Source organism: Shewanella algidipiscicola (genome assembly GCF_003605125.1).
Lineage (GTDB): Bacteria > Pseudomonadota > Gammaproteobacteria > Enterobacterales > Shewanellaceae > Shewanella > Shewanella algidipiscicola.
In genome coordinates this window covers 1-22,509 of record NZ_QPQT01000015.1, presented here as the reverse complement: position 1 = coordinate 22,509, position 22,509 = coordinate 1, and the positions used below count along the sequence as shown (strand labels likewise).

The following is a 22,509-nucleotide window of genomic DNA, read 5'->3' as shown; positions in this document are numbered from 1 at the left end:
CCTAAGGTGCCTTTATTATTGATTTAAACAGGGCATGCAGCTTATTTGGGCTGCTGCTGGCTCAGAGTCTGGTAGCCTCCACCATTATGAGTATTGGTATAACCTTGCTCAATTAAACTCATTTGGGCAATATCACTGCGACGTCCACTACGGCAATACAGCACTACATTGGTCGCTTTATCTATATTACGTTTAGCAAATTCTGCGGCAATATTTTCAAATGGGATGTTAATCGCATTGGCTAAATGCCCTTGGGCAAACTCTTCAGGGGTACGCACATCGACTATCATGGCGCCGTTATCTATCATCTGCCATGCGGTGGTTTCAATGTCTTGTTCAGCCGCGATGCTCGGTGACGATAAGCCGATAGCGGCTACAAAAAAGAGCGCAATCATTGTGCCGTATCGGCTAAGTAATGTAGTGGCTTGTCCCACGTAAACTCCTTGGTATTAACTTTGTGATTTAGCGCGTTCGAGCTCGGCTTCACTCTTTACACCCAGTTTTTTCATTATCATGGCTGCAGGGCAAAACCCAGTAAAAGCGCTTTGTAATAGATTAGCGCCAACAAAGGCGGTAAGCCAGATAAAATTATGGTGTACTAATGCAGTCAACGCGAGAGACAGTAACACCATAAAGCCAGCAAAAGCGAAAATACTACGTTCGATAGACATAATTAACTCCTTAATTAAGCGGCAGTATTTGCCGTTTTTTGTGGTATGCGGTGGCGCATCACTGTGTAATAGAGCACAGGGATCACAACCAAGGTAAGCAAGGTTGAGACTAAGATGCCGAAGATCAAACTGATGGCTAATCCATTAAAAATGGGATCGTCCAGAATGAATAAGGCACCAATCATGGCCGCAAGGCCTGTTAACATAATGGGTTTTGCTCGTACGGCACCAGAGTGAATAACCGCCTGTTCAAAGGGCACGCCCGACTCTGTCTCCTGGTTAATAAAGTCGACCAGTAATATTGAGTTACGCACAATAATCCCGGCAAGGGCGATCATGCCGATCATTGAGGTGGCGGTAAACTGAGCTCCAAGCAGGGCATGGCCTGGCATCACTCCTATAATGGTAAGCGGGATGGGAGCCATAATGATCAGCGGAACCGAGTAGGAGCGAAATTGACCCACCACCAAGAGGTAAATCGCAATCATACCCACTGCATAGGCGATCCCCATGTCTCGGAAGGTTTCGTAGGTAATTTTCCACTCACCATCCCACAATACTGCAATGGTGTCTAAACCTGAGGGTTGGTTGACATAATGTTGCTTAAAGCCCAAGCCTGTCTCGCTATCGATATCGGCGGCCATCTCAAACATACCGTATAGCGGGCTGTCTAGCGGCCCAGCCATATCGGCAACCACCATGATCATGGGGATCATGTTTTTATGAATAATGGGCGCATCTATGCTGCCTTTATTTATGTGTACCAATTCAGACACCGGCACTGAGTCACCGCTTTGAGTGGTGAGTCTGAGGTTTAGTACCTGCTCAAGATCCATCTTGGCGGCCTCCTCAAGCTGCAATTTAATTGGCACAGGTGTGGTTTGATTGGGTTTATGTAAGTAGCTCACCCGCTTGCCGCCAATGGAGGTGGTCACCAGATCAACGATATTGCTGTAAGGCACGCCTAATAAACTGGCCTTAGCACGATCGATAGACACCTGCCATTTTTGTTGCATCGCAGGCAGGTAGATATCGATATCGACCACATCTGGAGTTTGATGAAATAACGCTTGCAGTTGCAGGGCGGCGGTTTCTCTGAGCGCTTCGTTTGGCCCATACACTTCGGCCAGAATGGGTGACCATACCGGTGGGCCAGGAGGGACTTCAACCACCTTTACATTGGCATTATAGCGCGCCGCAGTAGCTTGCAGTGATTCGCGCACCGCTACGGCGATGCTGTGACTGTCACGATCGCGCTTAGATTTATCGACTAAATTGACCTGAATATCGCCAAGCTCCTGTGTTTGGCGTAAAAAGTAATGGCGCACTAAGCCGTTAAAGTTCATCGGTGCATTGGTGCCTGCATATAGCTGGTAATTCTCGACCTCGGCTACTTGGTTAAGCTGCTGTCCTAAGGCTTTAAGTACGCGCTGAGTTTGTTCCACCGGCGTGCCTTCGGGCATATCAAGCATCACTTGAAATTCTGATTTATTATCAAAAGGCAGCATTTTGAGTACCACCAGTTGAGTCACAGGCATAGAGATAGCAATGGCAATGAGCACCACAATCCCAGCAGCCAGACCCAGACGAGCTTTACCCGCTTGTTTACCGTGCACAAAGGGTGAGATGAGCGCCGTAAAGATCGCCACCATACGATTGCTGCTGGAGGTGTCGCTGCTCTCCTGGTGTTTGTGAGATTTATTTAACAGTTTAGTGGCCAGCCACGGGGTAACAATAAAGGCGATCGCCAGTGAGATTAACATCCCCATACTGGCATTAATGGGGATTGGGCTCATGTAAGGACCCATGAGCCCAGACACAAAAGCCATCGGCATTAGGGCGGCAATGACGGTGAAGGTGGCCAATATCGTAGGGCCACCGACCTCATCCACGGCAATCGGAATTAATTGGGTAAATTCCCGTTGCCCCAGCGCCATATGACGGTGGATATTTTCTACCACGACTATGGCGTCATCCACTAAAATCCCTATTGAAAAAATAAGTGCAAACAATGAGATTCGGTTTAAGGTGAAACCCCATGCCCAAGAGGCAAAGAGGGTGATGGCCAAGGTAATAATAATGGCAATACCGACCACGATGGCTTCGCGTAACCCCATGGCAAGAAATACCAATACCACCACAGCCGAGGTGGCAAACACCAATTTTAAGATTAAGGTGTTGGCTTTATCTCCGGCGGTCTTACCGTAGTTACGCGATACCGTCACCTCTACGTCGGCAGGAATTAACACGTTGTTGACCGCATCGACGCGAGCCAAGATCTCATTGGCAATATCAACTGCGTTTTCGCCAGGTTGTTTGCCAATCGCAACCGTTACCGCAGGGTAGGTGCCCTGCTTGTCGCTGTGCCACGCATTTTGGGTCGGGATATCGCTGCTAAGGCTAATATCGGCTATGTCGGCGAGATACACAGGCGCACTGCGGCCGGACTCATCTTGATAGACGGCGACAACCAGTTGCTCAACTTCTTGTTGGGATTGTAAAAACTGCCCGGTTTGAATCTTAATTTCTTGGTTATCTTGAATCAGTGATACCGGCATGGATACATGGTTATTGCTGGCAAGGCTATGGCTGATCGCGTCATAGGTTAAGCCGTAAAAGCTCATTTTTGCCGGATCGATACGTACATTAAGGCTCACATTATGGCTACCAACAGTGTAAATTTCGCGGGTACCTGGAATGCGTTTTAGCTCAGTTTCGAGCCCCTTAGCCACTTGAGTTAACTGTTCGGCCGAGGTTAAGGTCGACTTTGACCAGAGGGTCAGGCTGACAATGGGCACATCATCGATACCACGTGGCTTGATCTGGGGCTCGCCGACTCCGGCTTGAGTGGCCACTTTATCCATATTGGAGTAGACCTGATTGTAAAGCTTTACAATCGCCTCGTTGCGGGGAATACCCACTTCAAAAATGGCGATCAGTAAGGCGCCATCAGGTTGTGAAAACGAATACAGGGTATCTATCCCTTTGATCTGCGACAGTACCTGCTCCATTGGCAGGGTGACTAATTGTTCGACTTCACTCGGAGTTGCGCCAGGAAAAGGAATATAGACATCGGCAAAGGTCACATCTATCTGTGGCTCTTCCTCTTTAGGGGTGACGAGTACCGCGAATAGCCCCAGTAAAATGCCGAGCAATGCCAATAGCGGTGTGATGGCGCTGAGTTGAAATAGTGCGGCCACTCGCCCGGAAAAACCCAGTGAATAGGGCTGGTTTTGTTGCTTGTCGCTATCTTGATTATGTGACGGCTTCATCTTATTTACGATTCCTATTAAACGGCCAAGTCCATTACAGCGCTCATATTATTGGGCTAGATTAAGTCGGACTTGATAAGCGTCAGTCGCGATGACATCGCCTGCGGTTAAGCCTGCAAGCACTTCAAATTGATCATCTCGTTGCGCGCCTAGGCGCACTTGGGTGAGTTGGAATGTCCCTTGTTGCTCAAGGTAGACTGCACTCATCTCATTTTGATAAATAATGGCCGATTGAGGAATGGTAATAGTGCTGCGCTGGCCTGCAATAAACTTGGCTTTAACCCACATGCCCGGCATTAAGTTACTCATGCCTTCAGGTAAATCAATGCGCGTTTTATAGCTATGGCTCAAAGGATCGGCAAAGGAGAAGATGGTTAACTGTTGTGATATCACTTGTTGGCCGTCGCTAAGCTGTAGTTCAACGCTCGATTGATTGCGCAGGGCGTCGATATAACGCAGTGGTACATGGGTCACGGCGCGCATATGCTCGGTTGAAAATCCACTGAGTAACGCTTGGCCCGGGGCGACCGTTTCACCCTCTTCAACATAACGCTGAGTCAACACGCCGGCAAAAGGGGCGCTGACCACGGTATATTGCAATGACTCATTGGCTTGCACGATCCGCGCTTTGGCGGCGCTCACGGCTTGCGCGGCGGAGCGGGCGGTGGCAATGGCTTGATCCATTTGTCCTTGTGAAATGGCGCCTTGTGGAAACAGCTCTTCAAAGCGGTGACGTTGTTTTTGCGCTTCTTCATTTTGTGCGCGGGCTCGGGCGTACTCGGCTTCGGCTGCGGCGAGCTCTGCACCTTGAGACTTACTGGTGATCTCGAGTAACGGCGCGCCTTGGGGGACAATGTCATTCACATCGTAATACAGCTTAATTATCCTGCCTGAGGTTTGCGCCGATACGGTGGCAGATTTTACCGCTTCAAGCTGCGCATCTAAGGTGACCCATTGGGGGTGCGCTTTTGCGGTGACGGTTAGCGTCTGTAAGGTATTAGCTGACGCTGCAACATTAAGCAGTAATGGTAGCAATGTGATTGATAATAGATGTTGAATACGCATGAGACTAACGACCTCCAAAAGTTTCATAAGAAAATTCTAATGAACTTTTCAAGCTTGTGCAATCTTTTATTAGAAAAATGCGATGAAGTTATGCGATAGCGTTACGTTTCGACTTCATCTAAGACATTTGACGACCTCATGTAAGGACTTACGGTATTTCATATTGCATTTACACCAGTTAGGTCAGTGGTACTGTTCGAGATTCTGTTTGTGCGCTTAATCATTAAGGTAATAGGTCAGTGTCGAGACCACTCTTACTTTTTTGATGCTGGGTGTATTGCTATCGCGATCGGAAATAGTAAATTGCCCTTGAGAAGCCTGTTTGATTTTGCCCAGTTTTGAGGCCGAATCGATGGCAAATTTTTCTGCTGTCTGGCGCGCATTCTCAGTGGCAGATTGCACCATTTGCGGTTTAATGTCGTTTAACTGAGTAAAAATAAATTCGGTGCGGCTATCATAATCTTGGCTCGATATGGCAATACCTTCTTTGGCTAATTCCAATAGATTGCTTTGTATGCGCAGTAATAATTCAACGCGCTGAGTGTAAAGGGAGATAGTCACTTGTGCGGCGTAGCGATAACGCACATTAGGGTCAACATAGCCTTGCGCTTGCCTGTCTTGAATTGAAGGCAATGAGACCGACACCTCATCACTGCTAAAACCCTGTTTTATTAGGAAGGCAACCACTTTATCGGTTTTGCTTTGCACATTGAGGTAGAGATTATTTAAGTCGTTATCCACCTCTGTGAAGCGGATGGGCCAAATGGCAGTATCTGCATTGACTTCCAATTCAGCCAAGCCTTTTACCGTGACGGTGCGCTCCATGGCGCGCATAGTGATGAGGCTATTACCCACTTGGCTGCCCAGCAGATAGAGACCAATACAGATAAACGCGCCCAGTAGTACAGTGGAGAGTGATTTTTGCATAAAAAAGCGTCCTAATTGCTTGTTGTGCTTTATAAAGCATATGCTTGTTAAGGTATTTTATCTAGCCTATTTTTTTAGGCTTGTCTTGTGATGGGGCAGCCTGTTTATTTGCCAACCCTGACTCTTATGAGATTAGGCTTGTAATGGCTTTGATTATCAAGGTTGTCTGATAAGCTGGTCTTATTCAGCTTTGTGACTATATGGTCTATTTTATTTTTTGAATATGAGCATGGTGGCTACAATATAAAAAAACCGCACAGATGTGCGGTTTTTTTATTGCAGTTATCGCTCAGTACAATTTCAACAGTCTTGTACTTAAAACGTGTAGTTGTACTGCATTGAATAATAGGTTGCATTTGAGCGCGTCGTGGCATTGACCAAACCAGTGTTTGGCCCAATAGGTAACTCGTCCGTGAATGAGCTGTTTTCAATTAAGTGAACATCTTCACCACGCACCACGGCGATACCAAAATCGATGCTGGTGTTGGTCGATAAGGCGTAGGTCGCGCCAGCGGTATACCATTTGCGATCAGAGTCTGGGATAGAGATTGAACTCAGTTCACCCACAACGCCCTCATCAGCCATAAAGCCAGCGCGCAGGGTCCATGTGTTGTTTAGACTATAAGTACCACCGACACTGAACAACCACGAGTCATCCCATGCGTAGGTTTTTAAGCTGCTCGAGCCAACTGATACTGGCCCTAAAGTGCCATCGTTTACCGTTAACTCGTGGAAATCACCCCAAGTGGTTAACTGCGCAGTATAGTGCAGCGCAAACTTATCGGTTAACTGATGAAAACCAGCTACTTGGAAAATATCGGGCAGGGGAATATTGATCTCATCAAAGGCTACAGCTGCCTGTGCTTGAGAGTTGTAGATATTAATATCACCCGAGGCTTTAAAGTCTGGGCTAAAGCGGTAACTCATGCCAAAACGGTGATCGGCATTGATTTCATACACAGCACCGATAATACCACCAAACGCCACGCCATCGGCATCGACATCAACTAGCTCAATGCTACCAGCTTGCGTGGGCACTGTACCGCCACGAGTGAGCGTGCCTTCACCGTAGATCATATCAAGGCCTGCACCGACACTAAAATGGTCATTAAAGCGATATGATGCACTTAGGTTGAAGTTAAGCGTGGTGACTTCAGTCTTGCCTAATAGGTCGAGCGGCGCGGGTAGCGTACCATCCACGAGTTGTGTCGATAAGTCTGTGGTATCGGTACCTGTACCGAAGTTACTGAACAGCGCCACCCCGTAGGCGAATTTATCGTTTACCGGGCTAACGTAGTAAAAGTTAGGGATGATTTTGGCATCGGCGGCGTCATCGACACCACCGTAATCAATTTCGTTGATATAGACATCGCTAACAGTCACTTCAACATCGGCGTAGTTCAATCCCATTGATAGTTGTTTTTTGTCAAACAGCGCCATCGCTGCTGGGTTACGTGCGAGTACCGATGCATTATCGGCAATAACGGCATCACCGGCAAAGGCTCGGCCCACACCGGTGGCTGATTGTGCGTTAAGCAGAAATCCGGCTGCCATCGTTTGTGAGCTCGCGAGCGTAACAGCAACGGCTAATATTGTCTTGTTAAAAGGCTTCATAAATCAATTCTCATTATTATCGGTCTCGTGTTATTAGTGAGTTGGCTGAGCAATCTCTCGAGATCCTTTTGTTAGTCGGGTGCATAGTAGGGGGGGGGCGATGCGCCAACAACTCCGACCAGATCGAGTTTTATGTTGTTTTTTTGTGAATAAAAATACTTGCATGATTAAAAAAATTGCATGGCGACTGAAATTAGCTTGTGACACTAGATATGGCGTGATTCATGAGTTCTAGCATGTTTAACTAACAAGTTAATAGATTGTAATGAAGAGGTTTTTTGTAAAAAGTGACAGGAATAAAAAAAGCGTACATGTGTACGCTTTTTGGGTGTCACTCAGTCATTTGACTGAGTCGTTAACCATCAGTAGTCGATTTAAACTGCATTTAACTTTGACTGGCATCGACGATTTATTGCGACAAGGCCTGGTTGTCATCGCATCATAGCTTGTGACTAAATTGCTCAAACTGCTCAGTGATCTCTTCAGTGGGTTTAAACAGTATGCTCACGACTATGCCAGCAAGGGTGGCGAACAAAAATCCAGGTAAAATCTCATACAATTCGAATATTCCACCACTGACTTGTTTCCACAACACCACGGTTAACGCGCCCACTAAAATGGTGGCAATGGCACCATTACGGCTGTAGTGTTTCCAAAAGAGTGCCAGTAACACCACAGGGCCAAATGCGGCGCCGAATCCGGCCCATGCATAACTGACGAGGCCTAAAACACTGCTTTCTGGGTTAAGGGCGATAATGCCTGAAATAAGCGCGATAGCGAGCACTCCAATGCGGCCGACTAGCATCAACTCTTTGCTACTCGCCTCTGGGCGCAGCCATTTTTTATAAAAGTCTTCAGTGACCACACTCGAACACACCAGTAGCTGCGAGTCGATAGTACTCATAATGGCCGATAAAATGGCGGCGATCAGCAATCCGCCAATCCAGGGGTTAAAGGCGGCATGCGCTAAATGGATAAATACTGTCTCTGGGTTTGCCAATGGCGCATCGGCAAAATAGAGCGAGCCTGCGAGTCCTGTGGCGAGTGCGCCAATTAAGGCAACAACCATCCAACTCATGGCGATACGACGGGAGACTGCAATGTCATCTGGGCTGGCGATGGCCATAAAGCGTGACAAAATATGGGGTTGACCAAAATAACCCAGTCCCCAAGCCAATAATGACACTATGCCAAACACTGTAGCGTCAGGGTTTATCATTGATAGCATGGCGGGATCGAGCTGGTGTAATCCATTTTGGGTTTCGGGTTGATTGAAAATGGCCACAGGGACGAACAATAAGGCGATAAGCATTAAACAGCCCTGAAAAAAGTCGGTCCAACTTACTGCAAAAAAGCCCCCGACAAAGGTGTAAGCCACAATAATAGTTGAACCTATCACAAGGGCTAAGGTGTAATCTAGACCAAAGACTTTCTCAAACAGTATGGCGCCACCGACCATACCAGAGGAGGCATAAAAGGTGAAAAACACCAAAATGGTGACCGCAGAGACCAGCCTTAACACGCCATGTTTATCGTCGAAACGTTTTTCAAAAAAGTCAGGTAGCGTTAGCGCGTTGTCGGTAAATTGGGTATAGATGCGTAGGCGCTTGGCAACAAACAGCCAGTTAAGCCATGCACCAAAAACTAGGCCAATACCGATCCAGGCTTCTCCTAATCCACCGAGATAGACAGCGCCCGGTAAGCCTAATAGTAGCCAACCCGACATGTCAGATGCGCCAACGCTCAATGCGGTAACCGCAGGGCCCATAGAGCGGCCCCCTAAAATATAGTCATCAACCGAATCCGTGGCTTTATAGGCCCATAGGCCTATCCCCATCATTAAGGCAAGATAGCCAAAAAAAGTGATTAATATGGGTAATTCAATAGTCATGCTTGTGCCATTTTATAGTTATGTTTTTTGAGAGGTCGCTATGCTAGCAGATGTTGGCTCTGCAGCTCAATAAAGGCGGCTAATGTGATGAAGATCTAACCTATGGCAAGTAAAACTCGCCATAGGTTGTAATTATTTTAGATGAAAGTTTGCTGAATTTCGTTTTTAATGTTGTCGATATCGGAGTGATGTTCGGCAACTAATAACATGTAGGCGTTGTCTGCTGTAAAGCCTTCCCCTTGATAACGGTTATCGGCAAAGGCTTGTTCTAAGATCATGCGCTCTTCAATGGGCACAATAAATAAGGTGACTTTGCCTTGCTCACCTTGCATCACTAAATGCAAACTTCTCACCCCTTGAAAGTCGCAATAGGTACTGAAAAACACTCGCCCTGGCTGCTCTGTAAAACGAGCATTAGCAAAATTTCCCAGTGACGCTAACTGACTATTTATGGTGTTATAGCTGATATCGAGACTGCTTTGCATCGCAACGGTCTCGTGAGCAACATGGGCTAGGGCATGTTCACCCAAATCGACCGGTCCCAGCCTAAATAGGCTAAAACTGATGCCTGCGACAAAAGCCACCGAAGCGACCATGGCCAAGGTGAAGCCCATTTTGCGGCGACGTACTTGGTGTTGATGTAACTGTTGATTTAATAGCAGTTTTGCTTCTAAGCCAGTGGGGACATCGATATTAAGTGCCGCTTCAATTTGGTTGTCAAAGCGCTTTAAGTCATTGACAAACTGAGCGCGTTGGCTCGACTCTCCCATGGCTGCGATGAAGTCGGCATCACGACGCTGCGGATTTTCATAGGCCTCGCGGCGGAATTTCAACTCATCCATTGGAGTGCCCCCTTGTTTGCGTATCATCGAGCATATCTTTTAATTGGTTGCGAGCCCTGAAGAGGCGCGTCATAACGGTATTGCGGTTAAGGTCTAATATGTTGGCAATCTCATCGCCGGTAAAACCACCGATAACCTGCAGGATTAATGGTTCTCGGTATTCGACTTCAAGACGAGCGATTTGCCGTCGAAGCAGATGTTGCTCCATATTGTCTTCAGTTGATAGCGACACTTTGTCGGCCAATTCAGATTGTTCGACATCAGAGTAGTCAAACTGTTTGCGTTCAAACCTTCGGGCATTTTCTCTACGTAAAATGGTAATTAACCAAGCTTTCGCGGCTTTATCATCCTTAAGGGATTCGAGTGAGCGCCAAGCCCTTAAAAAGGTCTCTTGGGTGATATCTTCTGCGATATGTTTATCGCCGCAAAGCCAATAGGCGTAACGGTAAAGATCGCCATGAAGTGCCCTGACAAGGCTATCGTATCGTCGTTGTTTACTTAGCATGTCATTATTGACCGAGGGACTCGGCACTTTCTTTCGTTTAAGGCTAAACATTTTTACTCGCTATGATGCATACGTGGTGTTCACGTCATTGATATGGTGCCAAACCAACAGGAATAACCTTATTCCTGTTGGTTTGGGTAAAGCAAGTGACTTAGCTCGGATTTAACGATGACAAGGCGCTGGGTGGTTGCGTTTGCATTGCCGTTGTAACTTGTTTGACGGCATCAAGTAGCGCTGCAGTGTCTATGGGCTGTGCCGCAGGGCTGTATGCGTGGCGTTGAATATTATCGATATTATGTTTAAGTGCAGGGCTGAGTGCCGCTATGTCACTTAAGGACATGGGCATACCTTGTTGCAGGCTAAAATACTGTTGTAAGGCCAAGATAATGTGCCCAGCATGACCCGTTTGACAGGCTTGGTGCAGCGCGTTTAAGCCCGTTGTCGTCCGTTGAGGTGCTGATGTCGTGGGCGAGATGCTTTTGCCCACCGTTTTACCACGCGCCTTAGCCCACAGCAGTAGAGTCAGTAGCCACAGTAGTGCCAAACATGCGCTCAGATAAGGCCAAAAGCCAGCGCTGGGTTGCACTATGGTGGCACTTGGGTTGAGCGCTACCGGGTTGGCACTGGCGGCTATCACGTTGACTGTGCGAGCTGGTAAGGTGGCAAACTCTTGGGTTTGAGTGAGGTAATTAAACCAAGGCACGCGGATCTCGGGTAAGGTGTAGTTGCCCGCTTGAGTCGGTACTATCGCCGCCGTTTGTGTTAGCTGTGACACCACCTGTTTGTCGCGCACAAAGGTTTCTCGTTTGGGCTTTTCAGGATACATTTTAAAGCCATCGGGTAGCCCAATGGTTAATGCTGGCAGGCTGGTTTGCTCGGTATTAGAGGCCAGCAGGGTAATATTGCGGGTGATGGGCGTGCCGACCTCTATGGTATCGATATCAGTCCAATCTTCTTTAAGTACCACCAGATCGCTCACTAACCATTGGCCGTGATATTGGCTAGGAATGGGCAAAATCGTGATTTCACTCGGCGCCGCTTGGGCTTGCATGGGGCGACTTTCATTAAATGAGAACATGCCACCACGCCGCGAGGCTTCAATTAATACATCACCAGAAAAAGTCGCACCCGATAAGTGTAAGGTGCCGGCTTTATCGGCCACAATGCTGTAGCTGCGCTCGATGACACGATAGCGCCGCCCATCGACAATTTCGCTGCTATCACTGTCTTCGCCTAACTGCTTGAGTTGCGCCCCCTCCACATTGGGAGCGCTCAATACGCCACGTTGCAGCTCAACGGCCAGATAGAGTTTTACCTTGTAGGTAACTAACTGACCGACATAAGCCTGCTCGGTGGAGAGCGAGCTGCGGATAAATAGGTTTTTCATCTGCGCAGGTTGACTGCCAGGCGCCGTGACCGTCAGCGTGATGGGCGAGGAGCTGACATTGTCGATGGTGAGCGCGGGAATGATCAGCTGCCCTGTGCGTTTGGGGGCCAATAACACTTGCCAGCGCGTCTCTTTACGTGCATCAAAATTGATTATTTGGGTGCTGCGATTGACGCTGGTGCGCCCCACGATAAAGTCTTTTAATAGCGCCGAGGTGTCTAATCTGCCGTTACTGATATCATCGTCGGCCTTAATCGTCAGTACTAAGTATTCGCCCTCGATAGCAGGATTTCTGTCAACCGAGGTCTCAAGTAGAGTTAAGGCGAAAGCTGGCTGGACGAGAGTCAGAGCCAATAAGGCGAAAGTTAAAAAATATCGATTTACCACTGTTCACTTTCCTTTGATGTAGTGCCCTGACGGCGGCGTTTTTCATACTCTAATAGCATCTTATTACGCAGCAGAACCTGCGGATCGTCTACGACGCCGCTCAGTGCGCGTTGCATCTCGGCAGGCAGCTCCTCGGGCGGAGGTGACTGACTAACAGCTTGGGCCTGCGTATGATCATTAGGGTCTTTATTTGAGTCTTCATTTAGCGCTTCAGCTGCATTGGAACTGTCGTTTTCGTTAGCGCTGGTATCGCTGCGCGCTTGTGCTTGATCTGGCTGAGCCTGCTCATCATTCTCACCAGGCTTGGGTGCTTGAGCGCTCATTGGCGCTTCGTTATTTGGTTCATCATCGCCAGTGGAGGGCGTATTATCCGGCTGTGATGATGGCTCGCTGGGCTGTTGAGCCGATGGCGGCTGGCTTTGTTCACTTGCGCTCTGTTTATCGCCTGACTTGTCATTGCCTTGCTGCTGATTGCTGTCTGGCTCATCTGGTTGTTTATCGCCTGACTCGCCATCGCCTTGCTGCTGATTGTTGTCAGACTCTGCTTGCTGTTGCGTGTCTTGATTTTGTTCGCTCTGACTTTGCTGCTCACTATCAGTTTGTTGCTGCGCCAGCAGTTGTTGGGCCAAGGCTAAATTATGCTGCGCATCACTAAAGTCGTTATCTTGAGCTAGCGCCTGTTGATAGCGCTCAATAGCAGCCGGATAATCTTGCAGCTGCATCAAGCTATTACCTTGATTATAAAAGCCTGTTGCAGTTGTGTCTTGCTCAAACAGCTTAAGGGCTTGTTGGTAATCGCCTCCGCGATACCGGGCGGCCGCTTGCCAATTAGGATCGGAAAACAAGCTTGCCGCTTGCTGATAATCTTGGTTTTCATAAGCTTGCATGGCACGTTGGTTGTCTGTCTGCCAAGGATGTTGCCAACTGTTGGCGTAGGCGGGCGTAGGTTGGCTGAACAAGATGATGCAGCTAAGTGCTGCAATGGCGTGTCGAAAGCTTAATAGTGCTGGCAATAACAATAATAAAGCGATATATGGGCCAGCATCGAGCCACAGTTCACCTTCTAAGTCGCTGGCTTTAGTTGCTGTGCTCTGGGCTAACCATAGGTTTAACGCGCTGAGATCGCTGCCATCGGCGCGATAAGTAAATACCTTGCCGCCATTGGCGCTGGCTAATTCACTTAAATGTTGATAATCGGTTTTGGCTACCACTACTTGGTCGCTGCGATCGCGCATTAATTGTCCGTCAGGTAAACGAATTGCGGCGCCTTGTGGGCTGCCAAAGGCAAGCACTGAGAGCCGATATTGGCTGCCTTGTAAATGTGCTTTGGCTTGATTAATTTGCTCTACAGCTACCCCATCGGTGAATAATATGATATCGCCGTGCAGATGGCCCCCTTGCTTAAGCAAAGTGGTTGCTTGGGTTAAAGCCGCAGGCAAATTAGAGCCCGGGACTGGCATGATCTCTGGCGATAGGGTGGGTAATAGATTCAACAGGGTCGCCCTGTCTCGGGTCAGTGGGCTAATGGTAAAGGCATCACCAGCATAGGCAATTAAGCCCGTTTCACCTTCGGTGAGGCTAGTAATAAGATCGTTGGCTTTAAATTTAGCTTGAGTTAAGCGGTTAGGCACCAAGTCGGTGGCGTACATTGACAGTGACATATCCATCACTATCACGCGTCCTTGGTTGGTTTCAAATACCGGTAGGGTTTGCTTGGTAAAAGCAGGACCTGACAACGCGAGTACCGCGATACACCAGCTAAAACCAATCACATGCAGATGGCGTTTACCTGACTGTGTTTGGCTAGATACCAGTACCTTGGCCAAATGAGGCGCGATGTAGCGATTCCAGCTTGATACCTGGTATTGGCTACGACGGGCAAACCACAATAATAGTGCCAAGGGGAATAGGGCCAATAGCCATTCGGGACGTAAAAAATGGATCATAAGGCTCCCCGTGATCTTAACCATGGCAGCGACTGAAATAACGGCAACTGCCACAATATCAGCAGAACACTGATAAGTAAGGCAGCGCTTAATGGATAATAAAACAGCTCTGATTGAGGACGATAGGTGAGTTGATCGCTGTTGGTCGGCTCTAACTTATCGATCATTTGATAAATCTGTTCCAGTTCGGTGGCGTTGCGGGCGCGAAAGTAACGTCCGTTTGTGGCGCTGGCCAGCGCCGTCAATTGGGCTTCATCAAGATCCATCGACGGGTTAACGCGCTCGTTACCAAATAGGGTACGCCGCTCCATTATCTCGGCTCCGACCCCAATGGTATAGATGGTCACGCCGCGTTTGGCGGCAATGGCGGCGGCTTGATCTGGGCTAATATTGCCCGAGTTATTCGAGCCGTCGGTGAGGAGGATCAGCACCCGGTTACTTTGTTGCTGTTGGTCGAAGCGTTTAACCGCCAGGGCGATGGCTTCGCCAATGGCTGTTTGTTTTCCCACCAGACCTATCTGGGCTTCGGCTAAAAACTGGGCGATAGAGCGGCGATCTTGTGTCAGCGGCGCTTGCAAGTATGCATGGTCGGCAAACAAAATGAGGCCCAATTTGTCACCTTTACGGCGCTGGATAAAATCACTCATAACCGCTTGCACTAAGGTAAAACGATCCACCGTTTTACCCTCGACGACCATATCTTCAATCTGCATACTGCCAGATAAATCAATGGCTAACATCAAGTCGCGCCCTTTGCTGGGCAGCTCGATAGCATCGCCAATCCACAATGGGCGCGCGGCGCTCAGCACCAACAGTGACCAAATGAGCCAATAGGGTAAGCGCCGACGCTGTGGCCGCTGCTGGCTAACCTGCGCACCGACATCGGCAACACCGGGTAGGTGTAAATGGCCACCCGTTTGATGCTGTTGGGCGCCTGAGCCTTTAAACATCAAGGGTAATGGCAGTAACAGTAATAGCCAAGGCCAGGCTAATGTGAACATGCTGCCTCCTCCGATGCGCGGTGCTTGAGTGGCAGAGCCTGCTTAAGCCAGCCTATGGCAGCTTGGCGCAGTTGCTCTGCTTGAGTGGGAGTGAGTGCCTTGGACTGGTAGCGTTTAGCTAATAACAGCGGCAAGTTATCGTCTATGTGGGTGACCTGCTGCTGTAGCCATTGTAACCAGGCTTCACCTTCAAGTGATGCCACCTGTTCACGGGGCAGGTAGCTCATGGCGCTGCGTTTGAGTATGGTGTTAACTTCAATAGCGAATTGTGGGTGGTTGAGCGCCAGATGGGCTAACTGCTTTAATGCTTCACGTTTCGCGGCGCGATGTCGATATTGCTTGATGAACCACCATAGGCAGACAGCCAAAATAGTAAGGCATGCGGCCAGTACCAGCCAATAACCGTAAGCGGGTGGCCAGGCATGGATAGGCTCGGGCAGTTGAATGTCTTTCATGGCAGCAAGGGCTGGATTGTTGGCCGTTTGCATCTATCTTAAGGCTCCAATCTGTTGATTCAATGGTTGTGCTGCGCTGATTGTACGTAAACGCGCGTTAAGTTGGCGCATCATATCGATAAAACCTTGTTGCTGGGCGTGTTGGCGGGTTAGCCAACCGTTATAACTGGCTCGATTGAGCACTAACTCTTGTGCGCCGTCTTTAACTGGCAGCTGAAACTGAGCAGGTAAAGGCAGCTCTCCTTGTCTGAGGGGATCGGTGATCAGTAAGGCGCCTATATCGCAGTGGCGTGATAACTCAGTTAATGGCTGCAGGCATTGCGGTGTGAAATGGCTGCCATCACTGATGATCCAAATCAGTGAGCCGGGCTTGGCTATGCGGCGTAAACGCAGGCAGGCGCGGTAGATATGCTCAGGTTCGCTGACGTGAGCTCCCATACCGTCAAGCTGCGCTTGATGAACCGTTTGCATCGCCGAGATCAATGGCAGCATAGCACTTTGACGGCTACGGGGTTTGAGCTCGATATGTTGTTGCTCACTGGCTATGAGCGCACCGAGTCGATCGCCATGGCCCACGGCGCGCCAGCCTAAAGTCGCTGCCACATGAGCGGCTTGCACTGCTTGCAGCATTAGGCTTGAGCCAAAATAGAGGCTATGGCTTAAATCCAGTAGCAGCAGCACTGGCCGCTCGCGTTCTTCAACAAACAATTTAGTATGGGCTTTACCTGTGCGAGCGGTCACGCGCCAATCTATGGTGCGCACATCGTCACCACTTTGGTAGTGCCGTACTTCGGCAAACTCCATGCCTCGGCCTCTGATGTTGCTCGCGCGGTGGCCTGCCAGAGCCGCACGAGCTTTGGTCGGCGTTTCAGGCAGAGCGCGGGCAATATTCTGGCATGCAAGTAGCTCTTTTTGATTGAGTGATACGCCATCGGCAAATAGCGGTAATTCACTGACAGACATTAAGGCACCGCGACTTGGCTAAGAATGTGGTTGATCACCTGATCGCTGCAGACGCCCTCAGCCTGAGCCTGATAACTGAGTAGCAATCGATGGCGTAATACGTTGGGCACCACGGCTTGTATATCCTCAGGAGAGACAAAGTCGCGCTCCATTAACCAGGCGCGGGCACGCGCACAGCGCTCGATAGCAATAGTGGCACGTGGGCTCACGCCGTATTCTAGCCAGCTGGCAAGAGTGTCGCTGTATTGCTGCGGCTGCCTAGTTGCCATCACGATATTGACTATGTATTGCTCTAACGGCTCAGCAAGGTAGAGGCCAAGTGCGGCTTCACGGGCGGCAAAAATATCTGCTTGCGCAATTGGGCTGACACTGGGCGCATCGTGAGTTAGGGCTTCACTACGTGATAAGCGCATGATTTTAAATTCAGTTTCGGCGCTCGGGTAATCTAAGTTAAGGTGCATTAGAAACCGGTCGAGTTGCGCTTCGGGCAGAGGATAAGTGCCTTCATTTTCGAGCGGATTTTGCGTGGCCATCACTAAAAATAACTTAGGTAAAGGATAACTGTGTTTGCCAACGGTCACTTGGCCTTCTGCCATAGCTTCGAGAAGCGCCGATTGAACTTTGGCGGGGGCGCGGTTGATCTCATCGGCCAAAATCAGGTTATGAAAGATGGGGCCTGCTTCAAATTCGAAGGTGCCCGTTTGGGCGCGGTAGATATCAGTGCCGGTCAGATCGGCTGGTAACAGATCGGGGGTGAATTGAATGCGATGGAAATCGCCTTCAACGCCATCACTGAGCGCTTTCACCGCGCGGGTTTTGGCTAAACCTGGTGGTCCTTCGACTAATAGGTGTCCATCGGCAATTAATGCGATCAGTAAATTTTCGGTAAGAACAGGCTGACCTAGAATGACATTGTCTAGGTATTCGCGTAATGCATGAAATCGACTTAAAGGCATGATGCTACTCAGTTATATTAATTTGTGTGAGCTATAGACAGCGCATATGGTAAAAAATTCAGACCAGTTTTGGCTAGTCTAAATACAGGACCAATTGGCCTCGAGCTGTCCATTGCAATGGCATAGAAACAAAATAAGTTAGCATGCTTGTGGTGGAAATTACACTAATCACTCAGAGTAATTAGTTTATTAAACATTGTTAACACAGAATTTTTTTAATTTCACTGTCTATAAACCAAACAAGTGTTTAAAACTTTGGAATAAGAAGTTAGAATCAGATCACACTTTCATGGTCTGACCTGTTTGATTGCTTGGGTTAATGAGCTGAATCTGTGGGTAAGGGAACAATAATAATTGCGCCATGAGAATTTATTCGAATAGGCGTGACACGAGGGCAAAAAATGAGTCATCTACAGCAAGTTAGGAATGCAAAGGGCGATCGTATTGCGATTGTAATGGGGCTGAGAACCCCGTTTGCTAAGCAAGCGAGTGCGTTTCATGGTGTATCGGCGTTGGATATGGGCAAAATGGTGGTTAACGAACTGCTTGCCCGTTCAGAGCTGGATCCCAAGGAGATTGAGCAACTGGTTTATGGGCAAGTGGTGCAGATGCCTGCAGCACCCAATATTGCACGTGAAATAGTGCTTGGCACAGGCATGAGCGTAGCGACCGATGCCTATAGCGTGACGCGAGCATGTGCGACCAGTTTCCAGTCGACCGTGAATGTGGCTGAATCTATCATGACGGGCAATATCGACATCGGCATTGCTGGTGGCGCCGACTCCTCTTCAGTATTACCTATAGGTGTGTCAAAAAAACTGGCTCATGCGCTAGTGGATTTGAATAAAGCCCGTACTTTTAGCCAAAAACTGGCTATCTTTAGACGCCTTGGTTTAAAAGATTTATTACCCGTTCCGCCTGCGGTCGCCGAATACTCAACCGGCTTGTCAATGGGGCAAACGGCAGAGCAGATGGCTAAAACCTATAATATTAGCCGCGCCGATCAAGATGCGCTGGCCCATCGCTCGCACACCTTGGCGACAGAAACATGGGATTCAGGTAACTTACGCGATGAAGTGATGACAGCCCATGTGCCGCCTTATAAGTCCTTTATCGATCGGGATAATAATATTCGTCAAAATTCATCTCTAGAGTCTTATGCCAAACTGCGCCCCGCGTTTGATCGTAAACATGGCACAGTCACCGCTGCTAATAGTACGCCATTAACCGACGGCGCTTCGGCGGTGTTGTTGATGAGCGAAAGTCGTGCTAAAGCCTTAGGTTATCAACCCATTGGCTATATCAAGAGCTACGCTTTTACCGCCATTGATGTGTGGCAAGATATGTTGATGGGCCCATCATACGCTACGCCGTTAGCCCTTAAGCGAGCGGGAATGGAGCTGGAAGATTTAACCCTTATCGAGATGCACGAAGCATTTGCGGCGCAAACTCTGGCTAACATGCAGATGTTCGCGTCGAAGAAATTTGCCGCAGAAAAGCTCGGCCGTGATCGCGCCATCGGTGAAATTGATATGAGTAAATTTAATGTGCTGGGTGGTTCGCTGGCTTATGGTCATCCTTTTGCCGCCACAGGTACGCGTTTGATCACTCAAGTGTGCCGTGAATTGAAACGACGCGGTGGGGGCACGGGCCTTGCCACGGCCTGCGCCGCGGGTGGTCTTGGTGCAGCAATGATTGTAGAAGTGGAGTGATCTCATGGAAAAGAGTTTTAGTTTAAACCGTCTGGAAAATGGTATTGCCGTTCTGACAATGGATGTGCCTGGTGAAACAATGAATACCCTGCGCGCCGAATTTGGCCCAGAGATCTGTGAAATGTTGGCCGAGATAAAAGCGGACCCACAGATCCGTGGCATCGTCTTGGTATCGGGTAAAAAAGATTCATTTGTGGCTGGTGCAGATATTTCTATGTTGGCAGCGTGTCAAACCGCCGAAGATGCAAGACAACTGTCCAAACAGGGTCATGAGGTGTTTCAGGCTCTAGAGTCGCTAAATATTCCCGTGGTTGCCGCCATTCATGGTGCCTGCTTAGGTGGTGGATTAGAGTTGGCATTGGCCTGTCATCAGCGTGTGTGCAGTGACAGTAATAAAACCATGATGGGACTGCCTGAAGTACAGTTAGGCTTATTACCCGGCGGCGGCGGGACCCAGCGATTACCGCGTTTGGTGGGGATCACTACCGCGCTGGATATGATGTTGACGGGTAAGCAAGTTCGCCCTAAACAAGCCTTGAAAATGGGCTTAGTGAACGATGTGGTACCAGAATCGATTTTGTTGCAAACGGCCATAGAGATGGCGCTCACGGGCAAAAAAATAGCGCCTAAAGGTAAAGTGTCGCTGGTCAATCGTCTGCTAGAAGGCACGCCTGTTGGGCGCAATATTGTGTTCGATCAAGCGTTAAAGCAAGTGAATAAAAAGACTCAAGGTAACTATCCTGCACCCGCTAAAATCATCGATTGCGTACGTCAAGGCATGACCAAAAGCATGGTCGTAGGCCTTGATGTCGAAGCGAGTCATTTTGGTGACTTAGTGGTGTCGGCCGAGTCGGCAGCGTTAAGAAGTATTTTCTTTGCTACCACAGAGATGAAAAAAGAGTCGGGTGCAGGTGACGTGCAGCCTAAACCCGTTCATAAAGCGGTGATTTTGGGCGGCGGCTTAATGGGCGGTGGCATTGCGTCAGTGACCACGACTAAAGCTAAAATTCCGGTGCGGGTCAAAGATATCAATGAAACTGGATTAAGCAACGCATTATCCTATGCCTACAAGCTACTGGATAAAGGGGTTAAGCGGCGTCACATGACGCCGGCCGTGCGTGATAATATCATGTCTCTGATGACCACGACCACTGAGTATACAGGCGTTAAAGATGCAGATATCGTTGTTGAAGCGGTATTTGAAGATTTAGCCTTAAAACATCAGATGGTTAAAGATATTGAGCGTGAATGTGGCGAAGAGACCATTTTTGCCTCAAATACCTCGTCATTGCCTATCTCGCAAATTGCAGAGGCGGCAGAGCGTCCTGAAAATGTGATTGGTTTACACTATTTCTCGCCAGTCGAAAAGATGCCTCTTGTCGAGGTGATAGCCCATGAAAAAACCTCGGCACAAACGATTGCGACCACAGTGGCCTTTGCGCGTAAGCAAGGCAAGACACCAATTGTCGTGCAAGACGGCGCTGGTTTTTATGTCAACCGTATTTTAGCCTTGTACATGAATGAAGCTGCAAACTTATTGTTGGAAGGGCAAAGTGTTGATCATCTAGACAAAGCCTTAGTCAAGTTTGGTTTTCCGGTTGGACCCATGACGTTGCTCGATGAAGTCGGCATTGATGTTGGGGCTAAGATTTCGCCTATTTTAGAGAAAGAACTTGGCGAGCGTTTTAAGGCGCCAGCAGCCTTTGATAAGTTGCTCGCTGACGAGCGTAAGGGTCGTAAAAATGGCAAAGGTTTCTATCAATACGGGTCTAAATCGAAAAAGAAACAGGTCGATGAGACGGTATATACTCTGTTGGGGTTAAGTCCATCTGCCAGTACAGATGCCACTGAATTGGCACAACGTTGTGTTGTGCAGATGCTCAATGAAGCGGTGCGCTGTTTAGAAGAGGGAATTATTGCTTCAGCACGTGATGGTGATATCGGTGCAATATTTGGGATAGGTTTCCCGCCGTTTTTAGGTGGGCCTTTCCGCTACATCGATACCTTAGGGGCAGATAAATTAGTAGAGCAATTGAACCGCTATGCCAATGTCCATGGTGAACGATTTAAACCATGCGATACCCTATTGGAAATGGCGACTTCAGGTGCACAATTTCATTAATAAGTGAGCTTGTTAATAATTGAAAGTAACCATACAAACCTTAATGTAAAATGATAGGTTATTGTTAACGACGCGGCAACATTATGCCGCGTTTTTTTGGCTTAAGGAAAATGATTGCCTATTTTTTATTCACTTGTCACTTTGGTTTCGTTATCATGCCTGCTGGTAAATATGCTTGGCAAAGTCGTTGGGGCAAACATGGCTAAATGTGTCATGACACAAGTGATGAGCAGTAGTGGGTCAATAAGTTAACAGTTGAGGGTTTAAGTGATTGTATTGGTAGGTAGTATTCTCACATTTAGTAGTGTGGTCATGGGCAATATGGCGTTTCGCGCTGGGCTTGGGGTTAAACGTTGGGCCTTATTAGGTTTGCTTATTGGTCCGGCTGGTTACCCCTTGTTAGCAACTCATAAGCGTTTAGCTATCAAGCGTGCTCAAGGTAAAGGTGCTGCAATTATCCGCCTGTAATGCTTAGCGCTTTAGTCACTCGGTTATTACTACTATCACGAAAAAGGAGCATAAATGCTCCTTTTTTTGTGATTGTATTTGGTGAGCCCTTGCTTGAAGATGCGAATTAATTCCACCATCCCTTAGCTGGGATTACTTCTAGACGATCCAGACCTGGTGGTAGTTTGACTTTTTTCCGTTCGGGTTTGTTATTAAGTCCAAGAGCTTTCTTTATTGATTTCAACATAATGATTTTCCTTTAAACTTAAGCCGTTGCAGAGTTGATGAATTTAACGTTGGGAATACCAGCCACAGCAACAGGCTTAAACTTAACGTTAGGAATACC

Annotated in this window: 18 protein-coding genes; 3 read left to right on the top strand and 15 right to left on the bottom strand. The window is 48.3% G+C overall.

Features of this window, described 5'->3' with window-relative positions:
- Window positions 1-41: 41 nt before the first annotated feature.
- The 15 genes from DVO77_RS15380 to DVO77_RS15310 form a co-directional block, all read right to left on the bottom strand.
- A complete protein-coding gene (locus DVO77_RS15380) occupies window positions 42-395 on the bottom strand; it encodes a rhodanese-like domain-containing protein (protein WP_119978982.1) in 354 nt (117 codons plus the stop codon).
- A 54-nt stretch (window positions 396-449) separates the two neighbouring features.
- The gene (locus DVO77_RS15375; protein WP_110456128.1) at window positions 450-671 is read right to left on the bottom strand and encodes a YgaP family membrane protein; all 222 of its coding nucleotides are present in this window, start codon (window positions 669-671) and stop codon (window positions 450-452) included.
- A gap of 14 nt (window positions 672-685) precedes the next feature.
- Window positions 686-3,943 carry an efflux RND transporter permease subunit gene (locus DVO77_RS15370; protein WP_119978936.1) on the bottom strand — a complete coding sequence of 1,086 codons (3,258 nt, stop codon included), beginning with the start codon at window positions 3,941-3,943 and terminating at the stop codon, window positions 686-688.
- A gap of 48 nt (window positions 3,944-3,991) precedes the next feature.
- Window positions 3,992-5,008, bottom strand: coding sequence for an efflux RND transporter periplasmic adaptor subunit (locus DVO77_RS15365; protein WP_119978935.1), 1,017 nt, complete (start codon window positions 5,006-5,008; stop codon window positions 3,992-3,994).
- Between the two features lie 216 nt (window positions 5,009-5,224).
- Complete coding sequence (locus tag DVO77_RS15360) at window positions 5,225-5,935, bottom strand: SIMPL domain-containing protein (protein WP_119978934.1); 711 nt, start codon at window positions 5,933-5,935, stop codon at window positions 5,225-5,227.
- 315 nt (window positions 5,936-6,250) lie between these two features.
- Entirely contained in the window at window positions 6,251-7,549 is a 1,299-nt protein-coding gene (locus tag DVO77_RS15355) for an OmpP1/FadL family transporter (RefSeq protein WP_119978933.1), read from the bottom strand.
- 439 nt (window positions 7,550-7,988) lie between these two features.
- Window positions 7,989-9,440, bottom strand: coding sequence for a sodium/proline symporter PutP (gene putP / locus DVO77_RS15350; RefSeq protein ID WP_119978932.1), 1,452 nt, complete (start codon window positions 9,438-9,440; stop codon window positions 7,989-7,991).
- Window positions 9,441-9,577: 137 nt separating this feature from the next.
- Window positions 9,578-10,282: a DUF3379 domain-containing protein gene (locus DVO77_RS15345; RefSeq protein ID WP_119978931.1), complete on the bottom strand. Its 705-nt coding sequence runs from the start codon at window positions 10,280-10,282 to the stop codon at window positions 9,578-9,580.
- A complete protein-coding gene (locus tag DVO77_RS15340) occupies window positions 10,275-10,838 on the bottom strand; it encodes a sigma-70 family RNA polymerase sigma factor (protein ID WP_119978930.1) in 564 nt (187 codons plus the stop codon). The genes DVO77_RS15345 and DVO77_RS15340 overlap by 8 nt, the downstream gene beginning before the upstream one ends.
- A 100-nt stretch (window positions 10,839-10,938) precedes the next feature.
- Entirely contained in the window at window positions 10,939-12,561 is a 1,623-nt protein-coding gene (locus tag DVO77_RS15335) for a BatD family protein (protein ID WP_119978929.1), read from the bottom strand.
- Window positions 12,555-14,507, bottom strand: a complete 1,953-nt coding sequence (locus tag DVO77_RS15330) for a VWA domain-containing protein (RefSeq protein WP_119978928.1) — start codon at window positions 14,505-14,507, stop codon at window positions 12,555-12,557. Before DVO77_RS15330 ends, DVO77_RS15335 begins: the two co-directional genes overlap by 7 nt.
- Window positions 14,504-15,508, bottom strand: coding sequence for a vWA domain-containing protein (locus tag DVO77_RS15325; RefSeq protein WP_110456118.1), 1,005 nt, complete (start codon window positions 15,506-15,508; stop codon window positions 14,504-14,506). The genes DVO77_RS15330 and DVO77_RS15325 overlap by 4 nt, the downstream gene beginning before the upstream one ends.
- The gene (locus tag DVO77_RS15320) at window positions 15,496-15,996 is read right to left on the bottom strand and encodes a DUF4381 domain-containing protein (protein WP_119978927.1); all 501 of its coding nucleotides are present in this window, start codon (window positions 15,994-15,996) and stop codon (window positions 15,496-15,498) included. The genes DVO77_RS15325 and DVO77_RS15320 overlap by 13 nt, the downstream gene beginning before the upstream one ends.
- A complete protein-coding gene (locus DVO77_RS15315; protein ID WP_119978926.1) occupies window positions 15,997-16,926 on the bottom strand; it encodes a DUF58 domain-containing protein in 930 nt (309 codons plus the stop codon). It lies immediately after the preceding gene.
- The gene (locus tag DVO77_RS15310) at window positions 16,926-17,882 is read right to left on the bottom strand and encodes an AAA family ATPase (protein ID WP_119978925.1); all 957 of its coding nucleotides are present in this window, start codon (window positions 17,880-17,882) and stop codon (window positions 16,926-16,928) included. The genes DVO77_RS15315 and DVO77_RS15310 overlap by 1 nt, the downstream gene beginning before the upstream one ends.
- 401 nt (window positions 17,883-18,283) lie before the next feature.
- Between DVO77_RS15310 and fadI the strand changes: the two genes are divergently transcribed.
- The 3 genes from fadI to DVO77_RS15295 all read left to right on the top strand — a co-directional run bounded on the left by fadI (window position 18,284) and on the right by DVO77_RS15295 (window position 22,184).
- Window positions 18,284-19,594 (top strand): acetyl-CoA C-acyltransferase FadI, encoded by a 1,311-nt coding sequence (gene fadI, locus DVO77_RS15305; protein WP_110456114.1) that lies wholly within the window; start codon window positions 18,284-18,286, stop codon window positions 19,592-19,594.
- A gap of 4 nt (window positions 19,595-19,598) precedes the next feature.
- Window positions 19,599-21,716, top strand: coding sequence for a fatty acid oxidation complex subunit alpha FadJ (fadJ, locus tag DVO77_RS15300; RefSeq protein ID WP_119978924.1), 2,118 nt, complete (start codon window positions 19,599-19,601; stop codon window positions 21,714-21,716).
- A gap of 267 nt (window positions 21,717-21,983) precedes the next feature.
- On the top strand, window positions 21,984-22,184 hold the full coding sequence (locus tag DVO77_RS15295) for a hypothetical protein (RefSeq protein ID WP_110456112.1): 201 nt from the start codon (window positions 21,984-21,986) through the stop codon (window positions 22,182-22,184).
- The last annotated feature ends 325 nt before the right edge of the window (window positions 22,185-22,509 follow it).

Coding starts and splice junctions, on each gene's coding strand:
- fadJ (WP_119978924.1), top strand. CDS start 19,599: ATGGAAAAGAGTTTTAGTTTAAACCGTCTGGAAAATGGTATTGCCGTT.
- DVO77_RS15375 (WP_110456128.1), bottom strand. CDS start 671: ATGTCTATCGAACGTAGTATTTTCGCTTTTGCTGGCTTTATGGTGTTA.
- DVO77_RS15345 (WP_119978931.1), bottom strand. CDS start 10,282: ATGGATGAGTTGAAATTCCGCCGCGAGGCCTATGAAAATCCGCAGCGT.
- DVO77_RS15330 (WP_119978928.1), bottom strand. CDS start 14,507: ATGATCCATTTTTTACGTCCCGAATGGCTATTGGCCCTATTCCCCTTG.
- DVO77_RS15310 (WP_119978925.1), bottom strand. CDS start 17,882: ATGCCTTTAAGTCGATTTCATGCATTACGCGAATACCTAGACAATGTC.
- DVO77_RS15325 (WP_110456118.1), bottom strand. CDS start 15,508: ATGTTCACATTAGCCTGGCCTTGGCTATTACTGTTACTGCCATTACCC.
- putP (WP_119978932.1), bottom strand. CDS start 9,440: ATGACTATTGAATTACCCATATTAATCACTTTTTTTGGCTATCTTGCC.
- DVO77_RS15355 (WP_119978933.1), bottom strand. CDS start 7,549: ATGAAGCCTTTTAACAAGACAATATTAGCCGTTGCTGTTACGCTCGCG.
- DVO77_RS15380 (WP_119978982.1), bottom strand. CDS start 395: ATGATTGCGCTCTTTTTTGTAGCCGCTATCGGCTTATCGTCACCGAGC.
- fadI (WP_110456114.1), top strand. CDS start 18,284: ATGAGTCATCTACAGCAAGTTAGGAATGCAAAGGGCGATCGTATTGCG.
- DVO77_RS15370 (WP_119978936.1), bottom strand. CDS start 3,943: ATGAAGCCGTCACATAATCAAGATAGCGACAAGCAACAAAACCAGCCC.
- DVO77_RS15315 (WP_119978926.1), bottom strand. CDS start 16,926: ATGTCTGTCAGTGAATTACCGCTATTTGCCGATGGCGTATCACTCAAT.
- DVO77_RS15320 (WP_119978927.1), bottom strand. CDS start 15,996: ATGCAAACGGCCAACAATCCAGCCCTTGCTGCCATGAAAGACATTCAA.
- DVO77_RS15360 (WP_119978934.1), bottom strand. CDS start 5,935: ATGCAAAAATCACTCTCCACTGTACTACTGGGCGCGTTTATCTGTATT.
- DVO77_RS15340 (WP_119978930.1), bottom strand. CDS start 10,838: ATGTTTAGCCTTAAACGAAAGAAAGTGCCGAGTCCCTCGGTCAATAAT.
- DVO77_RS15365 (WP_119978935.1), bottom strand. CDS start 5,008: ATGCGTATTCAACATCTATTATCAATCACATTGCTACCATTACTGCTT.